The following is a 23,199-nucleotide window of genomic DNA, read 5'->3' on the forward strand; positions in this document are numbered from 1 at the left end:
AAACCATTAGTGAATTAGTTTGCTTTCTTTTGCTTTTTCTGTTAGTCGCTTGCTCGATTTGCTTAGCGGCTTCTTCAAAAAGACCCCAAATAAGATCGCTCCCACTAGTACACACAAAAGTATTAAAATATCCCTCTTGGCAATTCCCCATAAAATGCCCCCTACCGCCTCTCGCATCATACTAATTGAGTATGTAAACGGAAGAAACGGATGAATGTTTTGAAAAAATTGTGGTGCGACTTGAATTGGGAACGTTCCGCCTGCTCCTGATAGTTGAAGAACGAGTAGTACAATAGACAATGCTTTTCCTGCATTGCCGAATATGGATACGAGCGTGTAGATAATCGTCATAAATACAAGACTGTTAAACAATCCAAATAACACAAACCACCCTTTATCTACGACATGCGTATGAAGAATAAATAAGTCACCTAGCGTCACGATGAGCGATTGACATAATGCAATGGTAACGAATGTAAACAACCGCCCAAAGTATTCATGATGGCTTTTCAGCACGTTCTCCGAATCCTCAACGTCTGTTCGAAGTAATGATACGAGCAATAATCCACCTACCCAAAGAGATAGCGTCGAAAAGAACGGTGACATCGCAGATCCATAGTTCGGAATTGGGTAGAGTTTGTATTCCTTTAGTAAAACAGGGTTAGCAAAGAAGTCGCTTTCCTGTTTTACATCGTTTCGCAATAGGTCAATGATTTGTTGTATGTCTGCCTGTTGCTGAAATGAACGAATACGCTTAGCGATATTATGCACTTTTTGTTCCATACCCGGTAGGTCCTTTTGTAGCTTTGATAGCTCTTCTTCTCCTAAATTAACGCCTTCTGCAGCTTTAGAGAGAACCCCCTTTACTTCAGGCATGCTTTTATTTGCCTCTGTTAAAAGTCCGTTCGCCGTCGTCGCGGTATTCTTCGCTTTTGTAACCGCATCGTTTACAGCCGGAACAATCTCACTGTCGTAACGGTCTACGATGGATGACAGTTCATCATTGATCCGTTTGGATGAGTCGTTTAGCTGATTAATCAGTGATTCCGCTGGTTTTTGCCCGTTTTCAACAGCTGTTTTTAGCTTCTCAATCAAGGCTTTTTGTTCGTTTAACCGCGTCTGCACACCGTTTAAGCGTTCGATCGTTGAAGAAAGTGGTGAACTAGACGCAAGGCTGTTTAGTTTTTCAAATAGAGACAGCAGTCGATCAATGACGCCTGTGCTGATCGTAATTCGCTCAATCGCTTGATTAGCCCGAGCCTTGGCCCCTTCTAAATCTGGATTTTCATCTAGCAAACCGGTGGTGACGTTTTGAACGGCATTTGCCGTCTGCTGAAGAACGACTAAATCTTGCTTTATGTTCGGTGCGATCGCATCTAACGTCTCATCGCTTTTGTTTAGAAAATTCACTAGTCCACCAGACAGCTCTTGACCATCTTTTGCAAGCTTATCAATGGTTGGTAGCGCGCTCTCTGCCTTTCCGACAAGCTTGTCTGCTTTTTGCGTAGTTGTCAGTGCTTCATTGACAACTTGACGAATTTCCGGAAAGCGTTTATCCAATTCAAAAATACGTGCTTCTACATCCTTAATGGTTGGTAAGTCTTGCGCAAGCGTAATGCCAAGCTCATTGAAAACCTGAAAGATCGCACCGTTCGCTGTTTTAATAAAATTTTTGCTAATTTCTTCTACGACGCTTGAAGCACCCTTTGACGTAATTTTTGGTGCAATCGCATTCACCTTTTCATTGACGGTATACACAATCTCAGGCTTTTTTGGTTCATCCTCTAAAATACTCGCAATACGCGTAGAGAAATTTTTAGGGATATGAATACTCGCATAATAATCACCGTACTTAACGCCCTTTTTGGCAGCCTTTTCCGTTACGAATGTCCATCCGAGCGCCTTGTTCTTTCGGAGCGATTTTACGACCTCATCTCCCACATTAACGGATTTCCCTCGTACGGTTGCGCCTGTGTCTTCATTCACAACCGCAATTTTTAATCCCTTTGTATTTCCATATGGGTCCCACGAAGCCTCAATGTTAAACCATGCGTACAAAGATGGAAGAATCATCAGCGCCAACACCACGATAATCGCCGCCCAGTTTGTTACGATTCGCTTTAAATCTCCTATGTATATAAAAAAGATGGAGCGCACCTTCATCACCTGCTTTACTAGTCTTATGTTCAGTATTCTCAACTAAGCAGTGATCATGCAAAAAGAGATCCAGCATTTCTGCTGGATCTTTTCCTCCGAGAAATATTCAGTTTTCCACTCTTGTAATCAACCGTTTTTATCCAGTAGATACATCAAGAAACAATAAAAAAGGTGGTCATGAGCTAGGGTTATCAATAGCCACAAGGATCGTGGAGAAATGCAACAGGAACCTCGACATTAAAAGTAAAATAGATGTGGGAACGATCGTAGAATTAACTTTTAAATTGTAGGAGCCCCCAGCTATATAGACTTTAATAAAACGAGTCATAACCACCTATCCGGAATCCTCTTATGTGTAAAGCCTGTACGAAAATTCGAATGTATGAAGCGTACGAACTCGTCAAAAATAAGGGAGGACCTATATTCCTCAACCCAACGATGGAATAGATAAGAAAACCATTTCGACATGGTGAGATAATGTAAAGAGGGGTGTATGCTCCTCCTTTCCGTTATTCTCTTTTCTCCACTTTTTTGCATCCATTCAGTAGGTGCCCATTTTGATCCACTACATATACTAAGTCCCTATAAAAATAAATATCTTCCTTCATCGCAGAAGAAATCGTAAAAAGAAGGTATGTATTTAAGTAATTCTCCAAGTAGGAGGACAAATAAAAAAAAGCTAGCGTCAGGCTAACTTTTTTATAAGAGATCGTGCGATGATTATATTGTTTTTGAGACGAATCTGTTTACCATCCACCATATCCTACGCCACAACCAGATCCGTATCCGCCTCCGAAACAAGAACTACCGATGATTACTAACAGAATAAAAAGTACGATTAGTAGCGCAAATCCGCTGCCAAATCCGTATCCACCATACCCATCCTCACAACCATGTGCTCCCATATCATTCACCTCCACCTTTTTATAAGATACCTTCAGCATATGCCTAAAAATGAAAAGTGTTTCTCTTACCCATTAGGAGTTCCGCTTTTCAATAACACTTTTTCCCCTTTGACATACACTACACTATGCCTAACTGCCAAACCCCTGTCGTTGTTACTTAACTATATGCACCGTTTTACCAGGCAGCATGTGACCTGCTGTCTGTTTACATATATGAGAAAACATCGCTGTGCAACTTTGCTAATTTTATAGCACACATATAGCTAAAAAATAAATTTATCGCCGTTTTTTTCCTCTTTTTTAGTCCGTAACTACACATATTTACCAAACGCCAAAAGCCCTTGCATAGAATGCAAAAACTCGTTACGATCCCCGTTAAATTTTCTAAGTATCGAAACGTCATTATTTGTAAGTATCTACTAGACCTTTCTGTTGGCTATGCCATTACACGAAAAGTTCTTACTTCATTTCTTCTCTTTTAAAAATCAGACAATGTTTCTAGTTTTACACCTACTTGTACTCTATGAGCACTACAACAAAGAAAATTAAGGAAAGCGTCTATCACCAATTATCTCTTTATGACATTTACTAGAGTAAGGTGGTGATCCAGTATGGACAAACGAAATTGTCATAAACCAAAAGTGGTTTATTGTGACCCGGAGTATATTTACTGTGATACGTATCGAAAAGAAGAGGTCATTTACGTTCATCCGATTAAACGAATTAATCGTGAGCATATTCAATATGTGCCTCGTCACGTCTATGAAGAAGAAACGTTTAACGAAGTGATTGATCCAGGGGTACCTGATGAATGTAAAGGAAACAACTGTCACCATAAACGTCGTCGAAATTACCGTTAATTTCGATGCATTTGTTAGAGAACCCTTCATATAACAAGGGGGTTCTCTTTTTTATATAAAAAAAGTAACGTTGTTCATTCTAAAATGATACATATACGAAGGGAAAATTATTAGAGAAAGAATTTAATCCCGCTTACTATATTTGGTCTATAAAAACGTTTTATTTGTTTCGTTTTTTAGATAAATGGTAAGATAACAACCAATAAACGATGTTTTGGATAGAAATGTAAAGCTGTTATAAAAACTCATTTACTATGTATGAAGGAGATGCTTGTTAATGGAATCATCATCTATTCATCAGGTTGTGGATTTAGAAGAATTTCGTCTGAACAAAGTCAGAGATCATGTAGAACCGCTCTTTTCTCCTAAACAAATCATTACGCTAGAAGACCCAAAGCTTCCTGGAAAGAAAATAGATTGTTATTTACAAGTGAAAATCACTGTGAAGGATAAACAGTTTCTTGCTCTCGAAAACATTGAGAATACAAAAAAGCGTGAACTGTCCATTGTGGAAGCAATTGAAGAAGATCACCGGTTAGTAGCTGTCCAACCGATCCAATCAAAGGAAGAATATAATGAGGTCGTCGAAAGTATGCAGAAAGCGCTGTTTGAACAGGCGTATACCAATAAAAAGTACCCGTAAGCATACCATAAAACTTTTGGAGGCAATACAACTTGAAAAAAATGATTTTTTTGGTTGTTTTAAAATGTATATTTTTCCGTATTCTTTACTTATCAATCGAAAGATACCACGACTGAAACTACTGCTAATTTGAAGAGGATAAAAAATTATCAATCAAAAGTGATTTTAAACGCATTTGCATTTCAAATACAAAAGTTTTTAATGAAATCACCTTGGATGACAAAGAGTCCTTAAAAGCCTTTCAAGACATTTTTTCACGTACAGTAAGAGAGCCTGGCAAAGTTGATATGGATGGCCCCGAATTTGATATGGATAGGAGAAGGGGAAAAACGAAGCATGTTTATGAAAATGGAAGATATAACTACTATCTATACCGTTTCAAATGATATAAACGATAAATTAACTGAATTAGTAGAGGCTCGATTTAACTAAGGCTTCGCACGAAGTATCTTCTCAGGCTGCTTTGGAAATGTTCTCCCTAACCTAAAGAGATCCAGCATTTCTGCTAGATCTCCCACATTCTGTGCGTCTATTAAGCTTCAACCTCAATCCATTCCTGTGACCATTGCTCCATTTCACGGATGATCGGCTCGAGTGCTCGTCCTTTTTCTGTTAGCGAGTATTCGATTCTCACTGGGGTTTGAGGATATACTTCACGATTCACAATTCCTTCTTGCTCAAGCTCTTTTAAACGTTCAGACAGTAACCGTCCACTGATTGGAATAGCTGACTCAATGGAGCAAAAGCGCTGAGAATCACCCAATAGCTGGTGGATAATTAGCACGTTCCATCGTTTGCTAATTACCTCCGCACACTTTTCAAATCTCGGACATAACGAAGATGATTTCATAGCATGCTCACCTCACCTTTTTTATTTGTTCATTCACCATGTTTATGTTCATAATTGTAATAATGTAAAAGACAAGGACCCTTTTAGTATAGATCTCTCATTATTATTATAAACGAAGTTACCATTAGTAAGTAGGAAATTGACTTAAAAAATGTGGATATTATATGAACATAATAAACGATGAGAAAGAGAAAACCAGTCTATAAGCATAAGCCCCGCTTTCTTCTAAGAGCTAATCCCTAGAAATGAGCCATTAAGCGCTCCTCGCTACGATTATTTAAACGATCTTCTATTGTTGCACTACTCTCTAGAGAGAAAGAGCTTGAATCATCTCGACTCGATTTCCGAACGGATCTCGAAATTCAAAGCGAGTGTATCCTGGGATTGGAACCCCTTCTAGTAGCTTAATGTTGTGGTTGGTTAAAATCGTTCGCCAGTGATTCAGATCCTCCACTTGATAAGCAAGATGAGCTTTTGTCTTGGAACGTTCAACCCCTTCTTCTGTTCCAACATGCACATCTTGAGGACCCACCTTAAACCAAAAACCACCTCTGCCCTTTAAGGACTCAGGCTTTTCGATTTCTTTTAAACCAAGAACACCACAGTAAAAGTTTTTCCCTTCTTCTTCTGTTCCAGTTGGAATCGTAATTTGTGCATGATGCAAGCCAATAATCATATTTTCTCCCCCGCCCTCTATTATTTCCTTTTAATGGTATAACAAGATATTTGATAAGTAAAATACTGGTTTTTTATATTTGCTCATAATCATTTCTTATAGAAAAACAGTGTAAAAAAACGACTAACCGATTTAATCGCGATTAGTCGTTTTATACGTTATGCTCGACGCAACACGAGACGAGCTGAGGTTGGAATAATAAGAGATAGAATGATGGCACATAAAACAAATGATCCGAGCATGGAAACTCCATTTGAAATCAATGAGTAGACAAATGCTGACTGTCCTTTTGGTGCGTATTTCCCCCAAAAAATGACCCCTGCAATAAAGTGCCAAATATAGCGAGCAACACTACCAATAAACACTCCGGCGACAATGGAAGCAATCAGCTTTGGACGATTACCCTCTTTCGCATGCTTTTGTACAGAACGTGCGTACAAGCCTGTAAATCCAATACAAGCAAACGCGATAATGTATTCCATTACGGGCTGAATGAAGAATCCAATTGTAGATGGCTCGATAATTAATTGTAAAATTCCCCATAGAAGTCCAGCAATGGTTCCGCCTTTCACACCCCACCTGAACGCAATCAACATGACGGGAACCATCGCAAAGGAAATCGAAATAGCAGATGAAATTTTAAACGAAATGAGTAAATCAAGAATCAGCGAAATCGCTGCAAAAATAGCAATTTCAATGACGGCTACTAAACTTAGCTGTTTCATTACAAAAAACCTCCTGTTCGTTATGAATACGTTCATCACACAGGAGGTAGATAGTAGTAAGATCTACGCCACAATCCCTACGCTAGCATTAACTAACAGGTTCAAAGGGTCCGAACTAACAATGAGTTCATCTCAGCACATGTGCTCCCCCTGTGGTATACGTATAAAATTAATGGGTGTTCGACACTGGTCGACATTTCTATTTTCTATTATAGCAAAGAAAAGCTGTTCTGTCGCGGTTTTTTCCTTTTCCCTCTTTGATGGGGGTCTGTCCCCCATCCCTTTAAAGCGTTAATAAATTTGAACTTTGTGTGACAAATTCTGAATTATTTGTTAACATTATACTCGTAGTGGAAACGCATACAAATCAAGGAGGGTACACATGCAGCAGGTACAGCAAAAAAAGCCTTTATATCGTAATTTAACATTTCAAGTTGTCATCGGGATCCTGCTTGGGATTACAATCGGTTACCTCTTCCCTGAGTTCGGCTCGAAGCTGAAAGTACTAGCCGATATTTTCATCAAGCTTATTAAAATGGTCATCGCCCCAATTATTTTCTTTACCGTTGTCATTGGAATTGGCAGCATGGGTGATTTAAAAAAGGTCGGAAAAATTGGCGGGAAGGCGCTGATTTACTTTGAAATAGTCACCACCTTTGCTCTAGCAATCGGAATTGTTGTCGTTAATGTACTAAAGCCAGGAAAAGGGTTTAATACAAGTGGAGCAAGTGCTGGTGCCGTTGAGCAGTATACGAAGCAAGCGAGCGAGTCCGGGCATGGTGTGATGGATTTTATTATGGGCATCGTGCCAGATAACGTGATCGGAGCAATGGCTTCTGGTGATTTGCTTCCGGTTCTCTTTTTCGCCGTATTGTTTGGGGTTTCAACGGCTGCACTAGGTTCAAAAGCAGAGCCAGTGATTCAATTATTTCAACGCTTGACGGATATTTTCTTTGGAATTGTGAATATAATTATGAAAGTATCTCCAATTGCGGCCTTTGGAGCTATGGCTTATACGATTGGCACCTTTGGTATCGGCACACTCGCATCACTAGGAAAGCTAATGGGATCTGTTTATCTGACGATGTTCCTGTTCATTGTCGTCGTCCTCGGTCTCATTGCCAAGTTCTTTAAGTTCAATATCTTTAAGTTTCTTGCTTATATTAAAGAAGAGCTTCTTCTCGTACTCGGAACGTCTTCATCTGAATCAGCGCTTCCAGGTTTGATGAAAAAGCTAGAGAATTATGGATGTTCAAAGCCTGTTGTCGGATTAGTCGTACCGACTGGATATTCGTTTAACCTTGATGGAACGTCTATTTATCTTTCCATGGCAGCGATTTTTATTGCCCAAGCCTACGGAGTAGATCTCAGTCTCGTACAGGAGTTAACGCTTCTTGGGATTTTAATGCTCACGTCAAAAGGCGCAGCCGGTGTAACGGGATCTGGTTTCATCACCTTAGCAGCGACTCTTACCGCATTCCCGATGATTCCGGCCGCTGGAATTGCCTTGATTATTGGCGTCGACCGCTTTATGTCCGAAGCACGAGCAATTACCAATATTATTGGAAACGCAGTAGCAACAGTCGTTATCTCGAAATCTGAGAATGAGTTTCATCCACCAGGGCCTGCTTCGATCGTTCCAACGAATAACGATCGAAATATCGCAAAATAACAAACTATTAGAATAAAAAGAATACATTTTAGACGCCTATTTCTTTGTGAATTCCTAGTGACAAAGTCATAGGCGTCTGCTATAATTCGTTTCATACTTAATTTTATAAGCAAACCCTCATCCTAACCGATGAGGTAGAGGTCGCGGTTTTTAATAGTAAAGCGAAGAAGATGCAGAGAACATTGAGGAATTCGTTTGAAAGGAAAAATCGCCGAAGTTTATTTCACTTCTCTGATGAAATAAGCTGGGGCTGTATCCAAATAGGAACAGAACTGTCACATGAGTCCTTACCAGACACGTGTGAAGTGCTATCTTCATGGAAGGTTGATGCGGTTTAATGTTAAAAGCCAGCAAATTCCTTTTTGCGGCTTTTTTTTGTTATTCAGCCTCCTTCCTACAATCGAAAGGAGAACTTGGTATGCAAGATCATGCAATGAAACAAGGGGCAAAAGCCCAAACTAGTAACAACGAATTAAAACGAGGACTACAAGCTCGTCACTTAACGATGATTTCACTCGGTGGAGCAATCGGAACAGGCTTATTTCTCGCAAGCGGTGGAGCAATTCATACCGCAGGACCCGGTGGCGCTCTGTTAGCGTATACAGTAATTGGGATTATGGTTTACTTTTTAATGACGTCTTTAGCAGAGCTTGCGTCTTACATGCCTGAAGCTGGATCTTTCAGCACGTATGCGACGCGATTTGTCGATCCTTCACTTGGATTCGCTCTTGGATGGAACTACTGGTACAACTGGGCCATCACGATTGCGGCTGAGCTATCAGCAAGTGCTCTTATTATGAAATTTTGGTTTCCAAACACGCCTTCTCTTTTATGGAGCGCCCTGTTCTTACTCATTATGTTCGGGCTAAACTATTTATCTGTAAAAGGCTTTGGAGAATCTGAATTTTGGTTCTCACTTATTAAAGTCATTACGGTTATTATCTTTTTAATTGTCGGTGTGTTAATGATTTTCGGTATCTTTACTGGCGATGCACCTGGATTTAAAAACTTCACGATGGACGGTGGTCCTATTCACGGCGGATTCTTTACGGTATTAGGAATCTTTATGGCAGCAGGTTTCTCCTTCCAAGGAACAGAGCTTCTTGGGGTAGCAGCCGGTGAAAGTGAAGACCCAGCTAAAACCGTTCCTCGTGCGGTTCGTCAAGTATTTTGGCGTATTTTACTTTTTTATATTTTAGCCATTTTTGTTATCGGTATGCTGATTCCTTACACAGCAAGTTCACTTGCAAGTGATGATGTTCGTGTTAGTCCATTTACACTGATCTTTGAACGCGCTGGCTTTGCATTCGCTGCTTCTGCGATGAATGCCGTTATTTTAACGGCTGTTTTATCTGCTGGTAACTCAGGAATGTACGCATCAACACGTATGCTTTGGAACCTTGCAAAAGAAGGAAAAGCACCTCGTTTCCTAGCGAAAATCGATAACCGTGGTGTCCCAATCAATGCGCTTATTATCACCGCATTAGTTGGAACACTTGCTTTCTTAGCTTCTCTATTTGGTGATGGTCAAGTGTATTCTTGGTTATTAAATGCTTCTGGTATGTCTGGATTTATCGCATGGCTTGGTGTGGCAATCAGTCACTTCCGCTTCCGTCGTGCATTCGTGGCCCAAGGTCATGACCTAAGTGAGCTACCTTATCGTGCAAAATGGTTCCCATTTGGTCCGATCTTTGCCTTTGTTCTCTGTGCCGTCGTTATTCTCGGGCAAAACTACGGCGCATTTATCGGCGGGTCAGTAGATTGGAACGGAGTTATGGTTTCATACATTGGTCTTCCCCTCTTTTTAGCGGTTTGGTTGATTTATAAATTCACAAAAAAATCAAAGCTTATCCCACTAAAAGAATGTCAAGTTGTGCCAACAGAAAAATAATGTTTAAAAGAGCTTAGAGAATCCTCTAAGCTCTTTTTTATATGATAAACTAGTGATAAAAAGGATGAAATAGTTCATGAACATAATCGACTCCGTTCCCGATTTTCTAAACGGTTCTTTCCGTTCCCTCTCATCTGGCTTTTGCAAGAGGGAGCGGCCATTCACTTTTCTAGGAAAACAGTACCTGCGTTGAACGAATCCATCTACTTCTCCTTCGATGACACGGGTGATGACTGGCTTCTTTTTTGTAAAAAGCATCAGCATGAGTTAAAACGGCAGTTTGCAGCTGATTACAATCAACTCAGTTCAAACGCGCTGTTTTATGAATGGTTTTCCATTCGCGGCGGTGGCCATTATGGGTATCAGCGAATTGGTTATTTTCTTGCGGACTTGTTTTTTCAGGATCAGATCGCGAAATTTGGAGAAGACGAAGCCATTGTTGCGTGGAGATATGAGGAATTTTATATGAGGGCAAAGAAATGGCTAACGAATGTAGTATAAGCATGAGGCAATGATTAGACAGATGACACCTATGATTCCTGTATAGATTCCTGCCTTTATGCGAATGTGTTGGTGCTCTGGCGTTTCAGAATAAAAATTATCTCGGTGTCCATTGCCACTTACCCAAGCACCAATTAAGATTCCTGAAACAATTACGCTCATTGCCCCAATGATTAATAACATTGACATCGTTACGTCCCACCTTTTTATGCAAAGTTTTGCTTTCTTTATTGTATATAGAGTATGTGCAAAATGTGTATATATGAGGACAGGAAGAAAGTAAAAAGGATGACCCCTTATTGGATCATCCTTTTACTATGACAATTAAATTAAGTAGCTAATGAATAAGCCGACAGATAATAAAAATCCGTAAAACGTATTCGTTTGAGCCGTTGATTTCATGGCAACAATCATGTTAGCAGGGCGTTTGCCTCCTAAGAAGCCTTTCATTGCCTGAACAGGCTTCGGAACGCTTAAAAAGACAACAAGCGTCCATACGCTCACATGACCGGCAATAATAAGTGCAACTACCCATGCATAGGAAACGGCGAACAGGACGCCGAGAAGCGTAATCGCCCCTTTCGACCCCATTAAAATCGCCAGAGTTTTGCGGCCTCCGCGCGTATCTTCTTCAATATCACGAATATTATTTGAAAGGTTAATGGCGCCCACTAAGATCGCAATTGGGACAGAGATTAAAATACTGTCTGTGCTCACCTCTCCGGTTTGAATGAAAAAGGAAATAAGAACAAAAAGAGAACCCATGCATATTCCAGAAAACAACTCGCCGAATGGTGTGTAGGCGATTGGAAGTGGGCCTCCTGTATAAAGGTAACCAATGGCCATTCCAACTAGTCCCATTAATGCTAACCACCAGCTGCTGCTGCTACAAATATAAACACCTAATAAAATGGCAATTGCATAACAAGCGAGAGCAAGATTTAACACGGTTTTTGGCTTCATTCCTTCACGAACGATCGCGCCCCCGATTCCAACTGATTCGGCTGTGTCCAACCCTCTCTTAAAATCATAATATTCATTAAACAAATTAGTGGCAATTTGAATAAATAGACAGGCAAAAAGCATGGCTAAAAACAGCCAAACATTAACTTCTACGGTGTACATTGACAAGACCGTTCCGATAAGCACCGGAACAAACGAAGCAGTTAAAGTATGTGGGCGCGTAAGTTGCCATAGCACCTTCCCTTTGCTTTGCTTCTGATGCGGCGCACTTTGCGCCTGTTGATTTTGATTCATTTTATTCTTCCCTTCTATCTTTGAACGCTCATTCAATAAACGAGCGACTAATTTTCTCATTTCTTAACAGGAAGTAATGTGAATGCTCTAATTGTCTTTCCCCTTGTCTATCATAATAATTTTAACGTTTTTTTACAAGGTAAGAAACCGAGAAATTCGTCGAAAAAAGTCGTGAAAACGTTATTTTCCACGACTTTTCGTACATTCATTCATTTTTTTACTATAACACCACTTTTGTACTGACGGGGGCTGACATTTTCTGTTTTTTACTTCGCAGTTTTTTATACGCTAAAAATAGGATCGGAATTCCGATAATCGTCACAAAAGAGAGCGTTCCGAAAATAGCGGCTGGGTGTGTCACACCAAAGTAGTCCAGTAAAAAACCACCTGCCCATGGTCCCATTACGTTCCCAAACTGCGTAAAGCCCATCGCCCCGAAATACGTGCCTTTAAGCTTAGTTTTTGCAATTTCATCAATTAACACGTCCATCATCGTGAACAGAAGCACCTCGCCAATCGTAAAGAAAACGACGAGAACAATGATCATGGACAAGTGATGAGCAAACGAAAATCCAAATAAACTTAGCGAAACGAGGATATTTCCACCCATTAGGGACAAAAATGGGGAGTAATTTTTAGCAAATCGTACGACCGGATACTGAATAATGAGCACAACCACAGCATTTAGAGAAAGCATAATGGAGAAGATCTTCGCTCCGTCTCCAAAGTCAGGTGACAGGGAATAGAACTGTGAGAGTGTCGCAGAGAAATGAGAATAGCCGAAGGAACATAGCGTGACGCCTGCAAGTGTTAAAAGAAATAGCTTATCTCTTCTCGTCACGGTGAACGCTTCGCTCATCGAAATACGAGTCGTTTGCTCAGTTCCTTCCTTCGATATTGGATGACGCATAAACGTGATGGCAAGCGTAACTCCATACACTGCATACACGGCTGCCGCGATAAAAAAGAGGCTGGTACTTTCCGATGCTCCAAGAAGCGCTCCGATTAATGGACCAAATACAACCCCTACATTGATCGCTGCATATCTTAAATTAAAGATGAATAGCTTATTTTCCTTTGTTGTAATATCGGATAAAATAGCGCGTGACGTCGGCTCAAAAAGTGCTCTGCACAGTCCGTTCAGCGCATTCATTATAAAAAAGGCCCAGACGTGCTGACTGAATCCGAATCCAATGAAGACGGCTGTCCACATAAATACCGAAAGCAGAAGAATTGTCTTTCGCCCAAAACGATCCGACATGTATCCTCCGTAGAAGCTAGCAAAAATCCCAACAAGTGAACTGACGGCGATAATCATGCCGGTCATTGACGGCGTTACGTGCATAACTTTTGTTAAATAAATAGCTAGAAACGGAATGTTCATCGAAGTGGCCATTCGACCAAATATCGTTCCTATAATGATGTTCCACCCTAATGGATGAATGTTTTGTAATGTCTTCATTCACATCCCCTTACTTTCTTCACACATTTGCACTTCAAGTATGATGATTATATAATGTCTGCTTTGTGTCGACGTCCAGACAAAGAATGAATTCCTTCTCCGCCTTTAGACGTAAAAACCTTTCTTATTATAACAGAAATATCTTCCATTTTATGAATTGTTTTTATTATAAAATGATCTCTAGCTCCTTATTGCCCGAAGTTTTTACATGACGGAATTTCATCACTCTGCTAAAATATGTAATTAGGTACATAGTCACAGTTTGTCCAACCTAAAGGAGAAGTGATGATGGATGACGAAGAATACATTATTGCAGGAGTTGTGGCTTGAATATGTTGCTGCATTAGATAAGCAGTTTCCTGGATACTCAACTTACTTGAATAGTCCTGCTACAAAGCTTGATATTCAGCAAACAGAAGAAAAAATGGGCATTACCCTACCTGATGAACTCGTTCAGCTCTATTTATTACATAACGGAGATAGTAATCATTTAATGGGATCATTTCTTGGTTTACCGTTTTTGACGCTGGAAGAGATGCATAGTCATTGGAACAACTGGAAAGAGCTACTAGAGAATGAATCTGAGGCTGATATGGAGCAGCTAAGTGCGTTTTCTACTTCCATTCCAAAACACCAAATTAAAGCAACCTACGCCAACCGAAAGTGGATTCCACTCTCCTATGATTATAGTGGCAATCACATTGGCATTGATTTAGATCCTGATGTGAACGGCGTAATCGGGCAAGTCATCAATTTTGGGCGTGATGAAGATGAGAAGTATGTTCTTGCGGCAAGCTTACATGACTTTTTGACACTTATGATACAATTAGTGAAAGGTCTGTCCTTTACAATTAAAATGGACGAGCAGTATGATCAGGTGGTTTTTATGTGGCAGGATGATATTCATCCCATTGACGGCTTAAAAACCATCCGAAAAAAAACCATTCACTAATAACCTTTTTTAAAAGGAGAGATGGAAAAGAATGAAATCTATTTGTGTATTCGCAGGCTCTAGCTATGGGGCACGTCCTTCTTATCGAGAGACAGCGCGTCAACTTGGAGAGTACATGGGGACTCACGGCTATCGTCTTGTTTACGGTGGGTCGAAAACCGGATTAATGGGTGAGGTCGCAAATGCAGCGCTTGCTCATGGCGGCGAGGTTGTTGGCATCATGCCAAGCGGATTAGCAAAGGGAGAAATTGTTCATACTGCGTTAACGGAATATATTGAAGTCGATAGTATGCATGAACGAAAAGCCATGATGCACAGCCTAGCAGACGGATACATTGCGTTGCCAGGTGGATTTGGAACATTCGAGGAGCTTTTTGAAGCTCTTTGCTGGTCCCAAATTGGCATCCATCAGCACCCCATCGGATTACTGAACGTAGATGGGTATTACGATCTTCTTATAAAAATGGTCGAGCATAGCATGAAGGAAGGATTCGCTCCTCCTACAAACATGAGCTTAATGAGTATATCTGCTACTCCTCATGAGCTTATTCATTCCATGTCGGATTACTTGCCCCCAAATGGTCAATTAAAATGGCAACCAAAAAACAACCAGCGATAAGCTTCCGTCGCTGGTTGTTCTCTTATTGATGGCTTTTATCTAAAAATTCGTTTTGTCCGTTAATCATCCAATACTGATTTTGCTTTGGTACATCATCAATAAAGTCTTTGTATTCACCTATCCAGCCCTTTGGTACGTTTTTCTCAAAAGTAGAAGATTCCAAAACCAATGACTGAAGCGTTTTATGATCAAGGTCAATGCGCAGTGCTGGAACAAGGTCAAGAATGCTTTCGTAATTCTTCTCATGTAGCAGGTCAGCTAGTTCTTCAGTTTGCACATAGAAGGGCTTCATTTTTTCAAGAAACGACCCCTCTCCTCGCTGTCCAATGCATTCAACACTGTATTCTTCCCCATGTTGTTCTGAAGTAACGATCCACATGTCCTTGCCTGTCACGTACCAGCACCATATCCCGTCCTTAACAATTCCGATAATTAATGTTTGGTCATACTTTGGCTTATATTGCACACAACCACCCGACCTTTTTAAAAGTAAATGCTTCTGTAATTAGTGTTATTCACCGATTTGGAACATGCTAAACATTTATTCTTCCTTCGCGCCATATGTTTTCTTTTTTTGTTTTACGGATATAGTACATAAAACATATTTTATGGGAGGAAATGACATGGAAAAACGATTAGCGAACAAAATTGCCGTAGTGACAGGAGGTGCATCTGGCATTGGACGTGCCTCTGCGCTCCGACTAGCTGCTGAAGGCGCGACGGTAGCCATTGTTGATTTGAAGGAATCAGATGCGTTACCCGTCCAACAAGAAATTCAACAGGCAGGCGGCGAATGTCTTGTTGTCGAAGCAGATGTTTCAAATCCAGAAAGCATGGAGAAAGCAATTTCCTCCATTTCTGAGAAGTTTGGAGCCATTCATATTGTTTTATCGAACGCAGGGATTAACGGCGCCTTCTCTCCCATTGAAGAGCTCTCTGCGGACGAATGGGATCAAACCATTCAGACAAACCTTCGCGGAACGTTTTTAACCGTTAAAAATTGCTTGCCACACATGAAGAAACACGGTGGAAGTATCATCATCACAAGCTCTATTAATGGAAACCGCACATTTTCTAACTTCGGAATGGCTGCATACAGCACATCAAAAGCAGGTCAAATGGCGTTTGGAAAAATGGCGGCGCTTGAGCTTGCTCAATATAAAATTCGCGTCAATATTATTTGTCCCGGCGCAATCGAAACAAACATCGAAGAAAATACGTTCCGAAATGAAGAGAAGCTAGAGGAGATCCAAATCCCTGTGGAGTACCCAGAAGGAAATCAACCGCTTAAACACAAATCAGCCGAACCTGAGCAAGTGGCACATCTCGTCTACTTTTTAGCTTCTGAGGAATCCAATCATATTACAGGAAGTGAAATGTACATAGACGGCGCAGAGTCCCTTCTCTAAAGGCGTTAGCTTGCAATACCCCTTCTTTTCTGTTATCTTGAATAAGGTTCATTCAGTTGACGAAATAGCCTCCCACACGTATGGGGGGCTCTACTTTTTTACCTACATATTGACAATAAAGGTGTGAGTTACATTGCGAATTAATAAATTTATTAGTGAATCTGGCGTTACATCAAGACGAGGTGCAGATAAGTGGATTCTCGCTGGTAAAGTAACAATCAACGGACAGACAGCCGAATTGGGCAGTCAGGTGGAGCCAGGTGACGATGTCCGCGTAGATGGGAAACCAATTTCGGTTGAACAGCAGAACGTCTACATTGCGTTAAATAAACCTGTCGGAATTACGAGCACTACGGAACGTCACATCAAAGGAAACATCGTTGATTTTGTGAATCATCCCCTTCGAATCTTTCATATCGGACGCTTGGATAAAGATTCTGATGGCCTCATTCTTCTCACAAATGATGGCGACATCGTAAATGAAATTTTACGAGCCGAAAATAAGCATGAAAAAGAATACATTGTAACGGTAGACCACCCTATTACTTCTTCTTTTATCAAGAAAATGTCCGAAGGTGTGGAAATTTTAGATACCAAAACCCTTCCTTGTAAAGTTGAGCAGCTATCACGTGATACGTTCAAAATTATTCTGACACAGGGACTAAATCGTCAAATTCGCCGCATGTGTTCAGCGCTTGGCTACGGTGTTCGTCGCCTTCAGCGTACGCGAATCATGAACATCCATTTAAAAGGACTCAAAATTGGTCAGTGGCGTGACTTGACACCTGATGAGCTTAAGCAGTTATTTAACGATTTAAACTACACGCCGAAAAATCAGGCATAAAAAAGAGCGATCAGCACTGATCGCTCTTTTTACGTATTATAAAGAAATTTTCACTGAAGCATTCATACCTGGTTTGATTTTGTCTGAAGGATTTTTAATTGAAATTTTCACTGCAACTTTTTGCGTTACTTTTGTGTAGTTACCGCTCGTGCTTTGGCTTGGCATCATAGATAACGCACTGTTTGTTGCGTAACCGATTTTTTCAACTCTTCCCTCATACGTTGTACCAGAATCTCCGTCAACGACTACGTCTACTTTGTCGCCTTCATCGATATCTTTTAAATCTGTTTCTTCGATGTTTGCTGTAATGTACATGCTTTTAAGATCTGCTACTTGAGCTAGAACTTGACCTTGTTGTACAAGTTGATTTGCATGTGTGTTGCTTTGAATAACTGTTCCTTCGTTTGTAGCTGTTACAGAACCGCTTTGTTCACCTGCAATTTTACCTACAACACTGTCTTTTGATACTTCGTCGCCTTCTTTAATATTCCACTCTGTTAGCTTTCCGTTTGCCGGTGCTACAACTTGTGTCATATCAGCCTGTACTTTTGCTTCATCTGTTTTTACGTAGTTTTGACTTTGGTAGTAGTAGTAAGCTCCACCAATGATAAGAGCTAGTACCACAATGATTCCGATGAAGTTCGTTAAAATTAAACGTCCTCTACTCATATTTCATTCTCCTTTTTATTGTTCGTTTTTAGGTGATGGAAGAAGAGCTTGTTTTTCTTTTTTCGGCTTTTCTTCTTTAGATCGTAATCCTAAACCTTTACCAGTAACAGCTTTACCAATTGAAGCGATTAACATAATAACTCCTAACACGATAATCCACACGAATGTATTATGATAAGCCTCTAAAATAGCTGCTTTTTTCGCATTTACGACGACTGAAAACATAGCATTTGTTTTTGCATCGGCCAGCGATTGACCTTGTGCCATTAAATATTGAATCATTTTTGTTAACTCATTTGTCACTTCAGGATCTCCATTTATCACATGATTACGAATGTCCTCGTAGTGAACCACATTACGTGTTGTGATGAACCATGCAACAACCGGTGTAATAAGTGCACCTAGGAAGTTACGTACGGAATGGAGAGAAACGGATCGGTCTGATGCATAATGAAGATCGCCTGCAAGGGCTGTCCCAAGTGCACCTGATACCAGCGCCATACTAATACCAATTCCTAAAAAGGCAATTTGTGCATATAGAGTTGTAATGCTCGTTGAGAACCCAACGTGAATCCAATCAATACCAAGCACAATAATAATAATAGAACCAATAATTCCAAGCGTTCCTGCTCCAACAACATCATATAAAAATGTACAAATGAGAGCAGATACGACAATTCCAATAAAGAACCATAGATAAAAAATGCTGAGGTTTCTAAATGGAATATCTAAAATATTGCGTAGAATCCCGTTAATACCTGCAATTGCTACGACTAGCAGTAAATGCCCTACAATAGCCATTGTGGCTCCCGACATCGCTTTCCATGACCATAGGGAATGCAGAGGAACCAATGGATTTGATACGCGTGAATCTACGTTAATAAATAAGCCCAATAAGATCACGTCGATAACAAGAAATGGCCAAACATATAGGGAATCAAACCCTTTTTGTTGCAGATTTAACAGTGGTGAAATTGTAACAAGCGTAATGACTGTAAGTAAAAACACACCTGTCTTATCAATTGGACGTGTATCTAATTCTTTCTCAGTTGGTTTAGGTAGCACAATGAGGCCAACAACTAGACAAATGACCGCTGTTATAATGTTTAATGAGAATAACCAGCGCCAAGCGTCAACGCTCAATGATAAAGCTCCAAAAAATGCACCAACCGCTGATGAACCGAATAAGCCACTGATAACAAAGAATAAGAAAAAGTTTCGAATGTGTCCTGGGAAGGAGATTAACGTGGCTGGAATAATGGTTAGAAATAGCATACCAGCAGTCAACCCTTGAATACTTCGTCCTGCAATTAGCAATCCAATATCGGCTGAAAACGTATTTAAAATTGATCCGACTAGAAAGGCGAAGATCAAAACTAAATATGTAGGACGCAATCCGTATCTTCTAGACAACACTCGTCCTAATGGCACACCTAGCGCGAAAGCCAAATTTGATAGAATGGACGGATATAATATTATATTTCCATTTAAATTCAGTCCGCCTTGAACCACAATTTGGTTCACCGAATAAGCCAAATTTGTGAAATACTGAGGTCCAACGGCGAGAATCGTTAACATCGTAATGACCAAGTATTTCGGAATGCTGAACTTTTTTCTTTCAGCTGGTGCGGTCTGAGTTTGACTCATACAAGCTCCTCCTTTTTAGTTTTTAATATTTGCGTTTGGACACGATATTATATAAGTGAAATTATTCACAAACATGTCCATCAATGGTAAAAGGTCTTAAGTTTATATGTTACTTAATACTACTTCAGCTTTCAATTCGGTTTTAGAAAATCTGTCATGTATCCTTTCTCAGCTAAACTTCCATTGCATAAGTTGTATTATACAACTTGCGATCAACAAGTTAAAGAGATTAGCTTCACTTTTACAGAGAAAATTTATGACAAATTTATGACATCATAAAAAGAGACCAGCATCACCACACACTCGTCTCTTCCTTCTCTATCTGCCCCATCGCTTAAAATCATGGTTCAATCGTTTTAAATTGGTTTCTAATGTCTTTAATTCTTCCTCAGTCCATTCACCAAGCACTTCAGCATAAGCATTCTGTCTCGCTTTTTGCACAAGTGTTAAAATATGCTTTCCTTCTGACGTAATTTCTAATAGGCTTACTCGGCCGTTTTTCGGGTCCGGATAGCGCGAAATCAGTTTTTTACTTTCTAGCGTTGCCACTTGCCTACTAGCGGTTGAAAGGTTAAGCATTAATTGCTCAGCAATTTCATTAATTGCGAGCGGACTTTTTTGCTCTAATTGACTTAGAAGTAAATATTCTGACCGGTCAAGCGTACCTAGCTTTGGGCTGTAGGCCGTTGTGAGCCTTACAAGAAGTGCAATTTCATGCTCAATAATTCCGAGTGATTCAAGATCCATTGGTCATTCCCCCCGTAAACCACATTTTCACATTGCTTCTTATGTATTTTTCAAGCCTATTTGCATTTCTTTACCATTATAACGCGTTTTTTTCATTAAACAAACTGTACGAAAAGAAGAAGATTCATACAAGGTTGGGAAATATTTTCAACAAACAAAAGACCCCTCTTCTAAGGGGTCTTCACTTTATAATTATTCTTCCGGGTATTTAATGCCTAGCTTCTTCATGGCAGCTGCGTCTGATCCCGTTTTTGTATAGCTATCATCAATCATTTTTTTTATTTTCGGTGGTGCCGCTTCATAAAGATCAGCAATGTCCGTCACTGGTTGCTTTGACTGCTGATATTGTTTTAGAAGTTTATAGTATGTACCATATTCCTTCTCACTACTAGATTGTACGGCTTGTACTTTGGGTTGAGCTGTATCTGATGCGTGAATTGGAGCTAACGTACTAGCAGTTGAGAAACCTAAAAGTAAAAAAGTTCCTAGGGCAAGTGTCGTTTTTTTCATTTATATTCCTCTCCTTTACCAGTTTCATTCGTCTTTTATTTGTTAAGTCCTGCAAAATTTTTCAATGAATCGTTGTTGTTTTTTTCTTATACTTCATGTTTACCCGTCTTTTATTTCTTTAATCTTTATTTTTGCATTTTTTTAAATATGATGATTGTGTTTGGGAGAAACGGTACAAATGACGGGATCAACAAACAGAAAACGAACGAGGGCTTTTAGCATTTTATGCAACCCTGTACTATATAGACGCAAAAAAACTCCGCAAAGTTTCAACACCTGCGAAGTTTTTTTAAAAATATCTTCTTTATTAATAAACGTCACGTTTTGTGAAAACGAGGAATGACGTAATAAATGCCCCCACGCCCCAAATAGCTAAAACAATTAAAGAAAACCCTAACGTCATGCCTTCAATTGGTGGTGGACTGCCAGCTAAATAATCTGTTAAATCTAGGTTTACAACGAATAAATATTTTGCCGTTTCCCATGAGGACACCATGTTACTTAAGATGGTACCCGCAATTAGACAGGCAAGCATAACGCCCATACCAGCCGCTGTGCTTCGAATCAGCACCGAGAACATAAAAGAAAACGTACCAACTACTAACGAAACGAACCATGCTAGCCCAAATTCCATCAGCAGGTAGCGCCACTGTGGTACTAGGTGTACTCCCGCTGTATTAAGCTCTCCTGATTGAACGGTGAAACCAGTTAGAACAGGTGCGGACCAGCCCGTAAAACCAAATACGATTCCTGATATGAGGTACGCAAGAGCACCAAACATAAGAACAATGATCGACACCGCTAACACCAGGGTCATATATTTGCTCATTAAGATCTTCCACCGCCGCACAGGTCGTGTTAACAGAAGCTTGATTGTGCCCATACTATTTTCAGACGATACGATATCAGAAGCGACGACGAGTACCATAAGCGGAAGCAGAAGCTGAATCGCATTTTCAATAAACCCTCTTACAAACGTTGGTGCCCCAGGCTCAGTTGGATTAATGTCATGATCCAAGTAATACTGTTGTTGTGTGACACGAATTTGTAGCTGCTTTTTCCATTCATCTGAAATTTGACTGCCGCTTAGTCGATTTTGTGTATCCACGATTTGCTGTTGTAGAGATGAGCGCCAGTCCGTTGTTCCTAATTTGTCACGCAAACGCTCGGTTTCTTTATACTGTGCGTACGTGAACGTCCCGATAAGAACCGCCATAATTAGCCCGACAACAACCAGGCGCTTTTTCGTTACAAGCTTTAGCATTTCGTTATACAGTAAATTAGCCAATAGACTCTCCTCCCGTCATTTCCAGGAACAGATCTTCTAGCGTTGGGAGTTTGTGATTCATCTCTTGAACCGTTACGCCCGCTTCCACTAGTTTTTGATTCCATACCCCTACTTCATTATCTTCGTAAGGAGTAATTAAATAATTCCCATCTTCCTTTACAGACTCGGTAAGCCTTTCGAGAATCTCTTTTCCTTTTTCATAAGGAGACACTTTCCAAATGAGCGTTTCTTGTCTTGCTAATAATGTTTTTACTGATTCCGTATGAAGAACCTGCCCTTTTGAAATAATCGCCACTCGGTCACACATTAACTGAATCTCACTTAATAAGTGACTCGAAACAAGCACGCTCAGACCTTGCTCCTCTGCTAGTGAGCGAATAAATTTACGCATTTCACGTATCCCAGACGGATCTAATCCATTTGTTGGCTCATCTAAAATAAGCACTTTCGGATCTCCAAGCATCGCTTGAGCAATTCCAAGACGCTGACGCATTCCGAGAGAGTAGGTTTTTACCCGATCGTGAATTCTTGCCTCTAGACCGACAAGCTCCACGACCTCCATAATACGATCTTCCCCGACACCGCGAAGCATTCTTGCAAAGTGACGTAGATTCTCCCAGCCGCTCAAAAATGGGTAAAGCTCGGGATTTTCCACAATACATCCTAAATTACTCATCGCTCCTGTAAAATCAGTTGCTACATTTTTCCCGCAAATATGAATGCTTCCTTCCGTAGGACGAATTAAGCCGACAAGCATTCGAATCGTTGTTGTTTTACCGGCTCCGTTTGGTCCTAAAAACCCAAACACCTCTCCGCTTCGCAATTCAAAATCAATGCCTTTAATAATATCGCGTTTGCCAATTCTTTTTTTTAATCCTTTAACAGACAATGTTACGCTACTCACGGCCTCTCCCT

The 23,199-nt window shown here is 40.3% G+C and carries 27 protein-coding genes and 2 riboswitches; of the genes, 12 read left to right on the forward strand and 15 right to left on the reverse strand.

Going from position 1 to position 23,199, the window contains the following annotated elements; translation table 11 throughout:
* Positions 1-6 precede the first annotated feature (6 nt).
* On the reverse strand, positions 7-2,163 hold the full coding sequence (locus AMD01_RS10230) for a YhgE/Pip domain-containing protein (RefSeq protein ID WP_245638926.1): 2,157 nt from the start codon (positions 2,161-2,163) through the stop codon (positions 7-9).
* 98 nt (positions 2,164-2,261) lie between these two features.
* Between AMD01_RS10230 and AMD01_RS25075 the strand changes: the two genes are divergently transcribed.
* Positions 2,262-2,447, forward strand: a complete 186-nt coding sequence (locus AMD01_RS25075; protein WP_425415136.1) for an ATP-binding protein — start codon at positions 2,262-2,264, stop codon at positions 2,445-2,447.
* A 456-nt stretch (positions 2,448-2,903) separates the two neighbouring features.
* Here the strand turns inward: AMD01_RS25075 and AMD01_RS10235 are convergent, their stop codons facing one another.
* Complete coding sequence (locus AMD01_RS10235; protein ID WP_053401304.1) at positions 2,904-3,062, reverse strand: YjcZ family sporulation protein; 159 nt, start codon at positions 3,060-3,062, stop codon at positions 2,904-2,906.
* 350 nt (positions 3,063-3,412) lie between these two features.
* Here AMD01_RS10235 and AMD01_RS24915 point away from each other — a divergent pair, with 350 nt between their 5' ends.
* The 4 genes from AMD01_RS24915 to AMD01_RS25135 all read left to right on the forward strand — a co-directional run bounded on the left by AMD01_RS24915 (position 3,413) and on the right by AMD01_RS25135 (position 4,951).
* Positions 3,413-3,544: a hypothetical protein gene (locus AMD01_RS24915; protein ID WP_281176864.1), complete on the forward strand. Its 132-nt coding sequence runs from the start codon at positions 3,413-3,415 to the stop codon at positions 3,542-3,544.
* 129 nt (positions 3,545-3,673) lie between these two features.
* Positions 3,674-3,922 carry a hypothetical protein gene (locus tag AMD01_RS10240; protein WP_053401305.1) on the forward strand — a complete coding sequence of 83 codons (249 nt, stop codon included), beginning with the start codon at positions 3,674-3,676 and terminating at the stop codon, positions 3,920-3,922.
* A gap of 277 nt (positions 3,923-4,199) precedes the next feature.
* On the forward strand, positions 4,200-4,565 hold the full coding sequence (locus AMD01_RS10245) for a DUF1292 domain-containing protein (protein ID WP_053401306.1): 366 nt from the start codon (positions 4,200-4,202) through the stop codon (positions 4,563-4,565).
* Between the two features lie 152 nt (positions 4,566-4,717).
* Entirely contained in the window at positions 4,718-4,951 is a 234-nt protein-coding gene (locus tag AMD01_RS25135) for a YhfM domain-containing protein (protein ID WP_483824485.1), read from the forward strand.
* Positions 4,952-5,097: 146 nt separating this feature from the next.
* Here the strand turns inward: AMD01_RS25135 and AMD01_RS10250 are convergent, their stop codons facing one another.
* From AMD01_RS10250 to thiT, 3 genes are all read right to left on the reverse strand, one after another.
* Positions 5,098-5,415, reverse strand: coding sequence for a winged helix-turn-helix transcriptional regulator (locus AMD01_RS10250; protein ID WP_053401307.1), 318 nt, complete (start codon positions 5,413-5,415; stop codon positions 5,098-5,100).
* Between the two features lie 307 nt (positions 5,416-5,722).
* A complete protein-coding gene (locus AMD01_RS10255) occupies positions 5,723-6,091 on the reverse strand; it encodes a VOC family protein (RefSeq protein WP_053401308.1) in 369 nt (122 codons plus the stop codon).
* A gap of 158 nt (positions 6,092-6,249) precedes the next feature.
* On the reverse strand, positions 6,250-6,816 hold the full coding sequence (gene thiT, locus AMD01_RS10260; protein WP_053401309.1) for an energy-coupled thiamine transporter ThiT: 567 nt from the start codon (positions 6,814-6,816) through the stop codon (positions 6,250-6,252).
* A gap of 56 nt (positions 6,817-6,872) precedes the next feature.
* A riboswitch (TPP riboswitch) is annotated at positions 6,873-6,977 on the reverse strand.
* 221 nt (positions 6,978-7,198) lie between these two features.
* Between thiT and AMD01_RS10265 the strand changes: the two genes are divergently transcribed.
* From AMD01_RS10265 to AMD01_RS10275, 3 genes are all read left to right on the forward strand, one after another.
* Complete coding sequence (locus AMD01_RS10265; protein ID WP_053401310.1) at positions 7,199-8,488, forward strand: dicarboxylate/amino acid:cation symporter; 1,290 nt, start codon at positions 7,199-7,201, stop codon at positions 8,486-8,488.
* Positions 8,489-8,615: 127 nt separating this feature from the next.
* A riboswitch (Lysine riboswitch) is annotated at positions 8,616-8,807 on the forward strand.
* A 99-nt stretch (positions 8,808-8,906) separates the two neighbouring features.
* A complete protein-coding gene (locus AMD01_RS10270; protein WP_053401311.1) occupies positions 8,907-10,379 on the forward strand; it encodes an amino acid permease in 1,473 nt (490 codons plus the stop codon).
* Between the two features lie 189 nt (positions 10,380-10,568).
* Positions 10,569-10,880, forward strand: coding sequence for a hypothetical protein (locus tag AMD01_RS10275; protein ID WP_053401312.1), 312 nt, complete (start codon positions 10,569-10,571; stop codon positions 10,878-10,880).
* Here the strand turns inward: AMD01_RS10275 and AMD01_RS10280 are convergent.
* From AMD01_RS10280 to AMD01_RS10290, 3 genes are all read right to left on the reverse strand, one after another.
* Positions 10,863-11,069 (reverse strand): DUF5316 family protein, encoded by a 207-nt coding sequence (locus tag AMD01_RS10280; protein ID WP_053401313.1) that lies wholly within the window; start codon positions 11,067-11,069, stop codon positions 10,863-10,865. The genes AMD01_RS10275 and AMD01_RS10280 overlap by 18 nt on opposite strands.
* Before the next feature lie 135 nt (positions 11,070-11,204).
* Positions 11,205-12,137: a 1,4-dihydroxy-2-naphthoate polyprenyltransferase gene (locus AMD01_RS10285; protein ID WP_053401314.1), complete on the reverse strand. Its 933-nt coding sequence runs from the start codon at positions 12,135-12,137 to the stop codon at positions 11,205-11,207.
* 220 nt (positions 12,138-12,357) lie between these two features.
* Positions 12,358-13,599: an MDR family MFS transporter gene (locus AMD01_RS10290; protein WP_053401315.1), complete on the reverse strand. Its 1,242-nt coding sequence runs from the start codon at positions 13,597-13,599 to the stop codon at positions 12,358-12,360.
* Positions 13,600-13,891: 292 nt separating this feature from the next.
* Between AMD01_RS10290 and AMD01_RS10295 the strand changes: the two genes are divergently transcribed.
* Positions 13,892-14,551 (forward strand): SMI1/KNR4 family protein, encoded by a 660-nt coding sequence (locus AMD01_RS10295; protein WP_053401316.1) that lies wholly within the window; start codon positions 13,892-13,894, stop codon positions 14,549-14,551.
* Between the two features lie 31 nt (positions 14,552-14,582).
* Positions 14,583-15,170, forward strand: coding sequence for an LOG family protein (locus tag AMD01_RS10300; RefSeq protein WP_053401317.1), 588 nt, complete (start codon positions 14,583-14,585; stop codon positions 15,168-15,170).
* A 22-nt stretch (positions 15,171-15,192) separates the two neighbouring features.
* On the opposite strand, the gene AMD01_RS10305 is transcribed toward AMD01_RS10300, so the two are convergent.
* Positions 15,193-15,636, reverse strand: coding sequence for a hypothetical protein (locus AMD01_RS10305; RefSeq protein ID WP_053401318.1), 444 nt, complete (start codon positions 15,634-15,636; stop codon positions 15,193-15,195).
* 157 nt (positions 15,637-15,793) lie between these two features.
* On the opposite strand from AMD01_RS10305, the gene AMD01_RS10310 reads away from it, so the two are divergent.
* Both AMD01_RS10310 and rluF read left to right on the forward strand, forming a co-directional pair.
* Positions 15,794-16,579, forward strand: a complete 786-nt coding sequence (locus tag AMD01_RS10310; RefSeq protein WP_053401319.1) for an SDR family oxidoreductase — start codon at positions 15,794-15,796, stop codon at positions 16,577-16,579.
* 133 nt (positions 16,580-16,712) lie between these two features.
* Complete coding sequence (gene rluF / locus AMD01_RS10315; RefSeq protein ID WP_053401320.1) at positions 16,713-17,423, forward strand: 23S rRNA pseudouridine(2604) synthase RluF; 711 nt, start codon at positions 16,713-16,715, stop codon at positions 17,421-17,423.
* Positions 17,424-17,459: 36 nt separating this feature from the next.
* On the opposite strand, the gene AMD01_RS24470 is transcribed toward rluF, so the two are convergent.
* The 6 genes from AMD01_RS24470 to AMD01_RS10345 all read right to left on the reverse strand — a co-directional run bounded on the left by AMD01_RS24470 (position 17,460) and on the right by AMD01_RS10345 (position 23,188).
* Positions 17,460-18,092 carry an HlyD family secretion protein gene (locus AMD01_RS24470; protein WP_053401321.1) on the reverse strand — a complete coding sequence of 211 codons (633 nt, stop codon included), beginning with the start codon at positions 18,090-18,092 and terminating at the stop codon, positions 17,460-17,462.
* A 15-nt stretch (positions 18,093-18,107) separates the two neighbouring features.
* Complete coding sequence (locus tag AMD01_RS10325) at positions 18,108-19,739, reverse strand: MFS transporter (RefSeq protein WP_053401322.1); 1,632 nt, start codon at positions 19,737-19,739, stop codon at positions 18,108-18,110.
* A 318-nt stretch (positions 19,740-20,057) separates the two neighbouring features.
* Complete coding sequence (locus AMD01_RS10330) at positions 20,058-20,486, reverse strand: MarR family winged helix-turn-helix transcriptional regulator (RefSeq protein ID WP_053401323.1); 429 nt, start codon at positions 20,484-20,486, stop codon at positions 20,058-20,060.
* Positions 20,487-20,678: 192 nt separating this feature from the next.
* Positions 20,679-20,996, reverse strand: coding sequence for a hypothetical protein (locus AMD01_RS10335; RefSeq protein WP_053401324.1), 318 nt, complete (start codon positions 20,994-20,996; stop codon positions 20,679-20,681).
* A gap of 307 nt (positions 20,997-21,303) precedes the next feature.
* Positions 21,304-22,284: an ABC transporter permease gene (locus AMD01_RS10340; protein WP_053401325.1), complete on the reverse strand. Its 981-nt coding sequence runs from the start codon at positions 22,282-22,284 to the stop codon at positions 21,304-21,306.
* Positions 22,277-23,188 carry an ABC transporter ATP-binding protein gene (locus tag AMD01_RS10345; protein WP_083446532.1) on the reverse strand — a complete coding sequence of 304 codons (912 nt, stop codon included), beginning with the start codon at positions 23,186-23,188 and terminating at the stop codon, positions 22,277-22,279. The genes AMD01_RS10340 and AMD01_RS10345 overlap by 8 nt, the downstream gene beginning before the upstream one ends.
* Between the last annotated feature and the right edge of the window lie 11 nt (positions 23,189-23,199).

The organism is Priestia koreensis (genome assembly GCF_001274935.1).
Classification (GTDB): Bacteria; Bacillota; Bacilli; order Bacillales; family Bacillaceae_H; genus Bacillus_AG; species Bacillus_AG koreensis.

Excerpts from the sequence above, each read along its gene's own strand:
- AMD01_RS10290 (WP_053401315.1), bottom strand. The coding sequence starts at position 13,599 with ATGAAGACATTACAAAACATTCATCCATTAGGGTGGAACATCATTATA.
- AMD01_RS10325 (WP_053401322.1), bottom strand. The coding sequence starts at position 19,739 with ATGAGTCAAACTCAGACCGCACCAGCTGAAAGAAAAAAGTTCAGCATT.
- AMD01_RS10280 (WP_053401313.1), bottom strand. The coding sequence starts at position 11,069 with ATGTCAATGTTATTAATCATTGGGGCAATGAGCGTAATTGTTTCAGGA.
- AMD01_RS10230 (WP_245638926.1), bottom strand. The coding sequence starts at position 2,163 with ATGAAGGTGCGCTCCATCTTTTTTATATACATAGGAGATTTAAAGCGA.
- thiT (WP_053401309.1), bottom strand. The coding sequence starts at position 6,816 with ATGAAACAGCTAAGTTTAGTAGCCGTCATTGAAATTGCTATTTTTGCA.
- AMD01_RS10330 (WP_053401323.1), bottom strand. The coding sequence starts at position 20,486 with ATGGATCTTGAATCACTCGGAATTATTGAGCATGAAATTGCACTTCTT.
- AMD01_RS10255 (WP_053401308.1), bottom strand. The coding sequence starts at position 6,091 with ATGATTATTGGCTTGCATCATGCACAAATTACGATTCCAACTGGAACA.
- AMD01_RS10310 (WP_053401319.1), top strand. The coding sequence starts at position 15,794 with ATGGAAAAACGATTAGCGAACAAAATTGCCGTAGTGACAGGAGGTGCA.
- AMD01_RS24915 (WP_281176864.1), top strand. The coding sequence starts at position 3,413 with ATGCAAAAACTCGTTACGATCCCCGTTAAATTTTCTAAGTATCGAAAC.
- AMD01_RS10300 (WP_053401317.1), top strand. The coding sequence starts at position 14,583 with ATGAAATCTATTTGTGTATTCGCAGGCTCTAGCTATGGGGCACGTCCT.
- AMD01_RS10285 (WP_053401314.1), bottom strand. The coding sequence starts at position 12,137 with ATGAATCAAAATCAACAGGCGCAAAGTGCGCCGCATCAGAAGCAAAGC.
- AMD01_RS10250 (WP_053401307.1), bottom strand. The coding sequence starts at position 5,415 with ATGAAATCATCTTCGTTATGTCCGAGATTTGAAAAGTGTGCGGAGGTA.
- AMD01_RS10270 (WP_053401311.1), top strand. The coding sequence starts at position 8,907 with ATGCAAGATCATGCAATGAAACAAGGGGCAAAAGCCCAAACTAGTAAC.
- AMD01_RS10235 (WP_053401304.1), bottom strand. The coding sequence starts at position 3,062 with ATGGGAGCACATGGTTGTGAGGATGGGTATGGTGGATACGGATTTGGC.
- AMD01_RS10245 (WP_053401306.1), top strand. The coding sequence starts at position 4,200 with ATGGAATCATCATCTATTCATCAGGTTGTGGATTTAGAAGAATTTCGT.
- AMD01_RS24470 (WP_053401321.1), bottom strand. The coding sequence starts at position 18,092 with ATGAGTAGAGGACGTTTAATTTTAACGAACTTCATCGGAATCATTGTG.
- AMD01_RS10335 (WP_053401324.1), bottom strand. The coding sequence starts at position 20,996 with ATGAAAAAAACGACACTTGCCCTAGGAACTTTTTTACTTTTAGGTTTC.
- AMD01_RS10265 (WP_053401310.1), top strand. The coding sequence starts at position 7,199 with ATGCAGCAGGTACAGCAAAAAAAGCCTTTATATCGTAATTTAACATTT.
- AMD01_RS10240 (WP_053401305.1), top strand. The coding sequence starts at position 3,674 with ATGGACAAACGAAATTGTCATAAACCAAAAGTGGTTTATTGTGACCCG.
- AMD01_RS10295 (WP_053401316.1), top strand. The coding sequence starts at position 13,892 with ATGACGAAGAATACATTATTGCAGGAGTTGTGGCTTGAATATGTTGCT.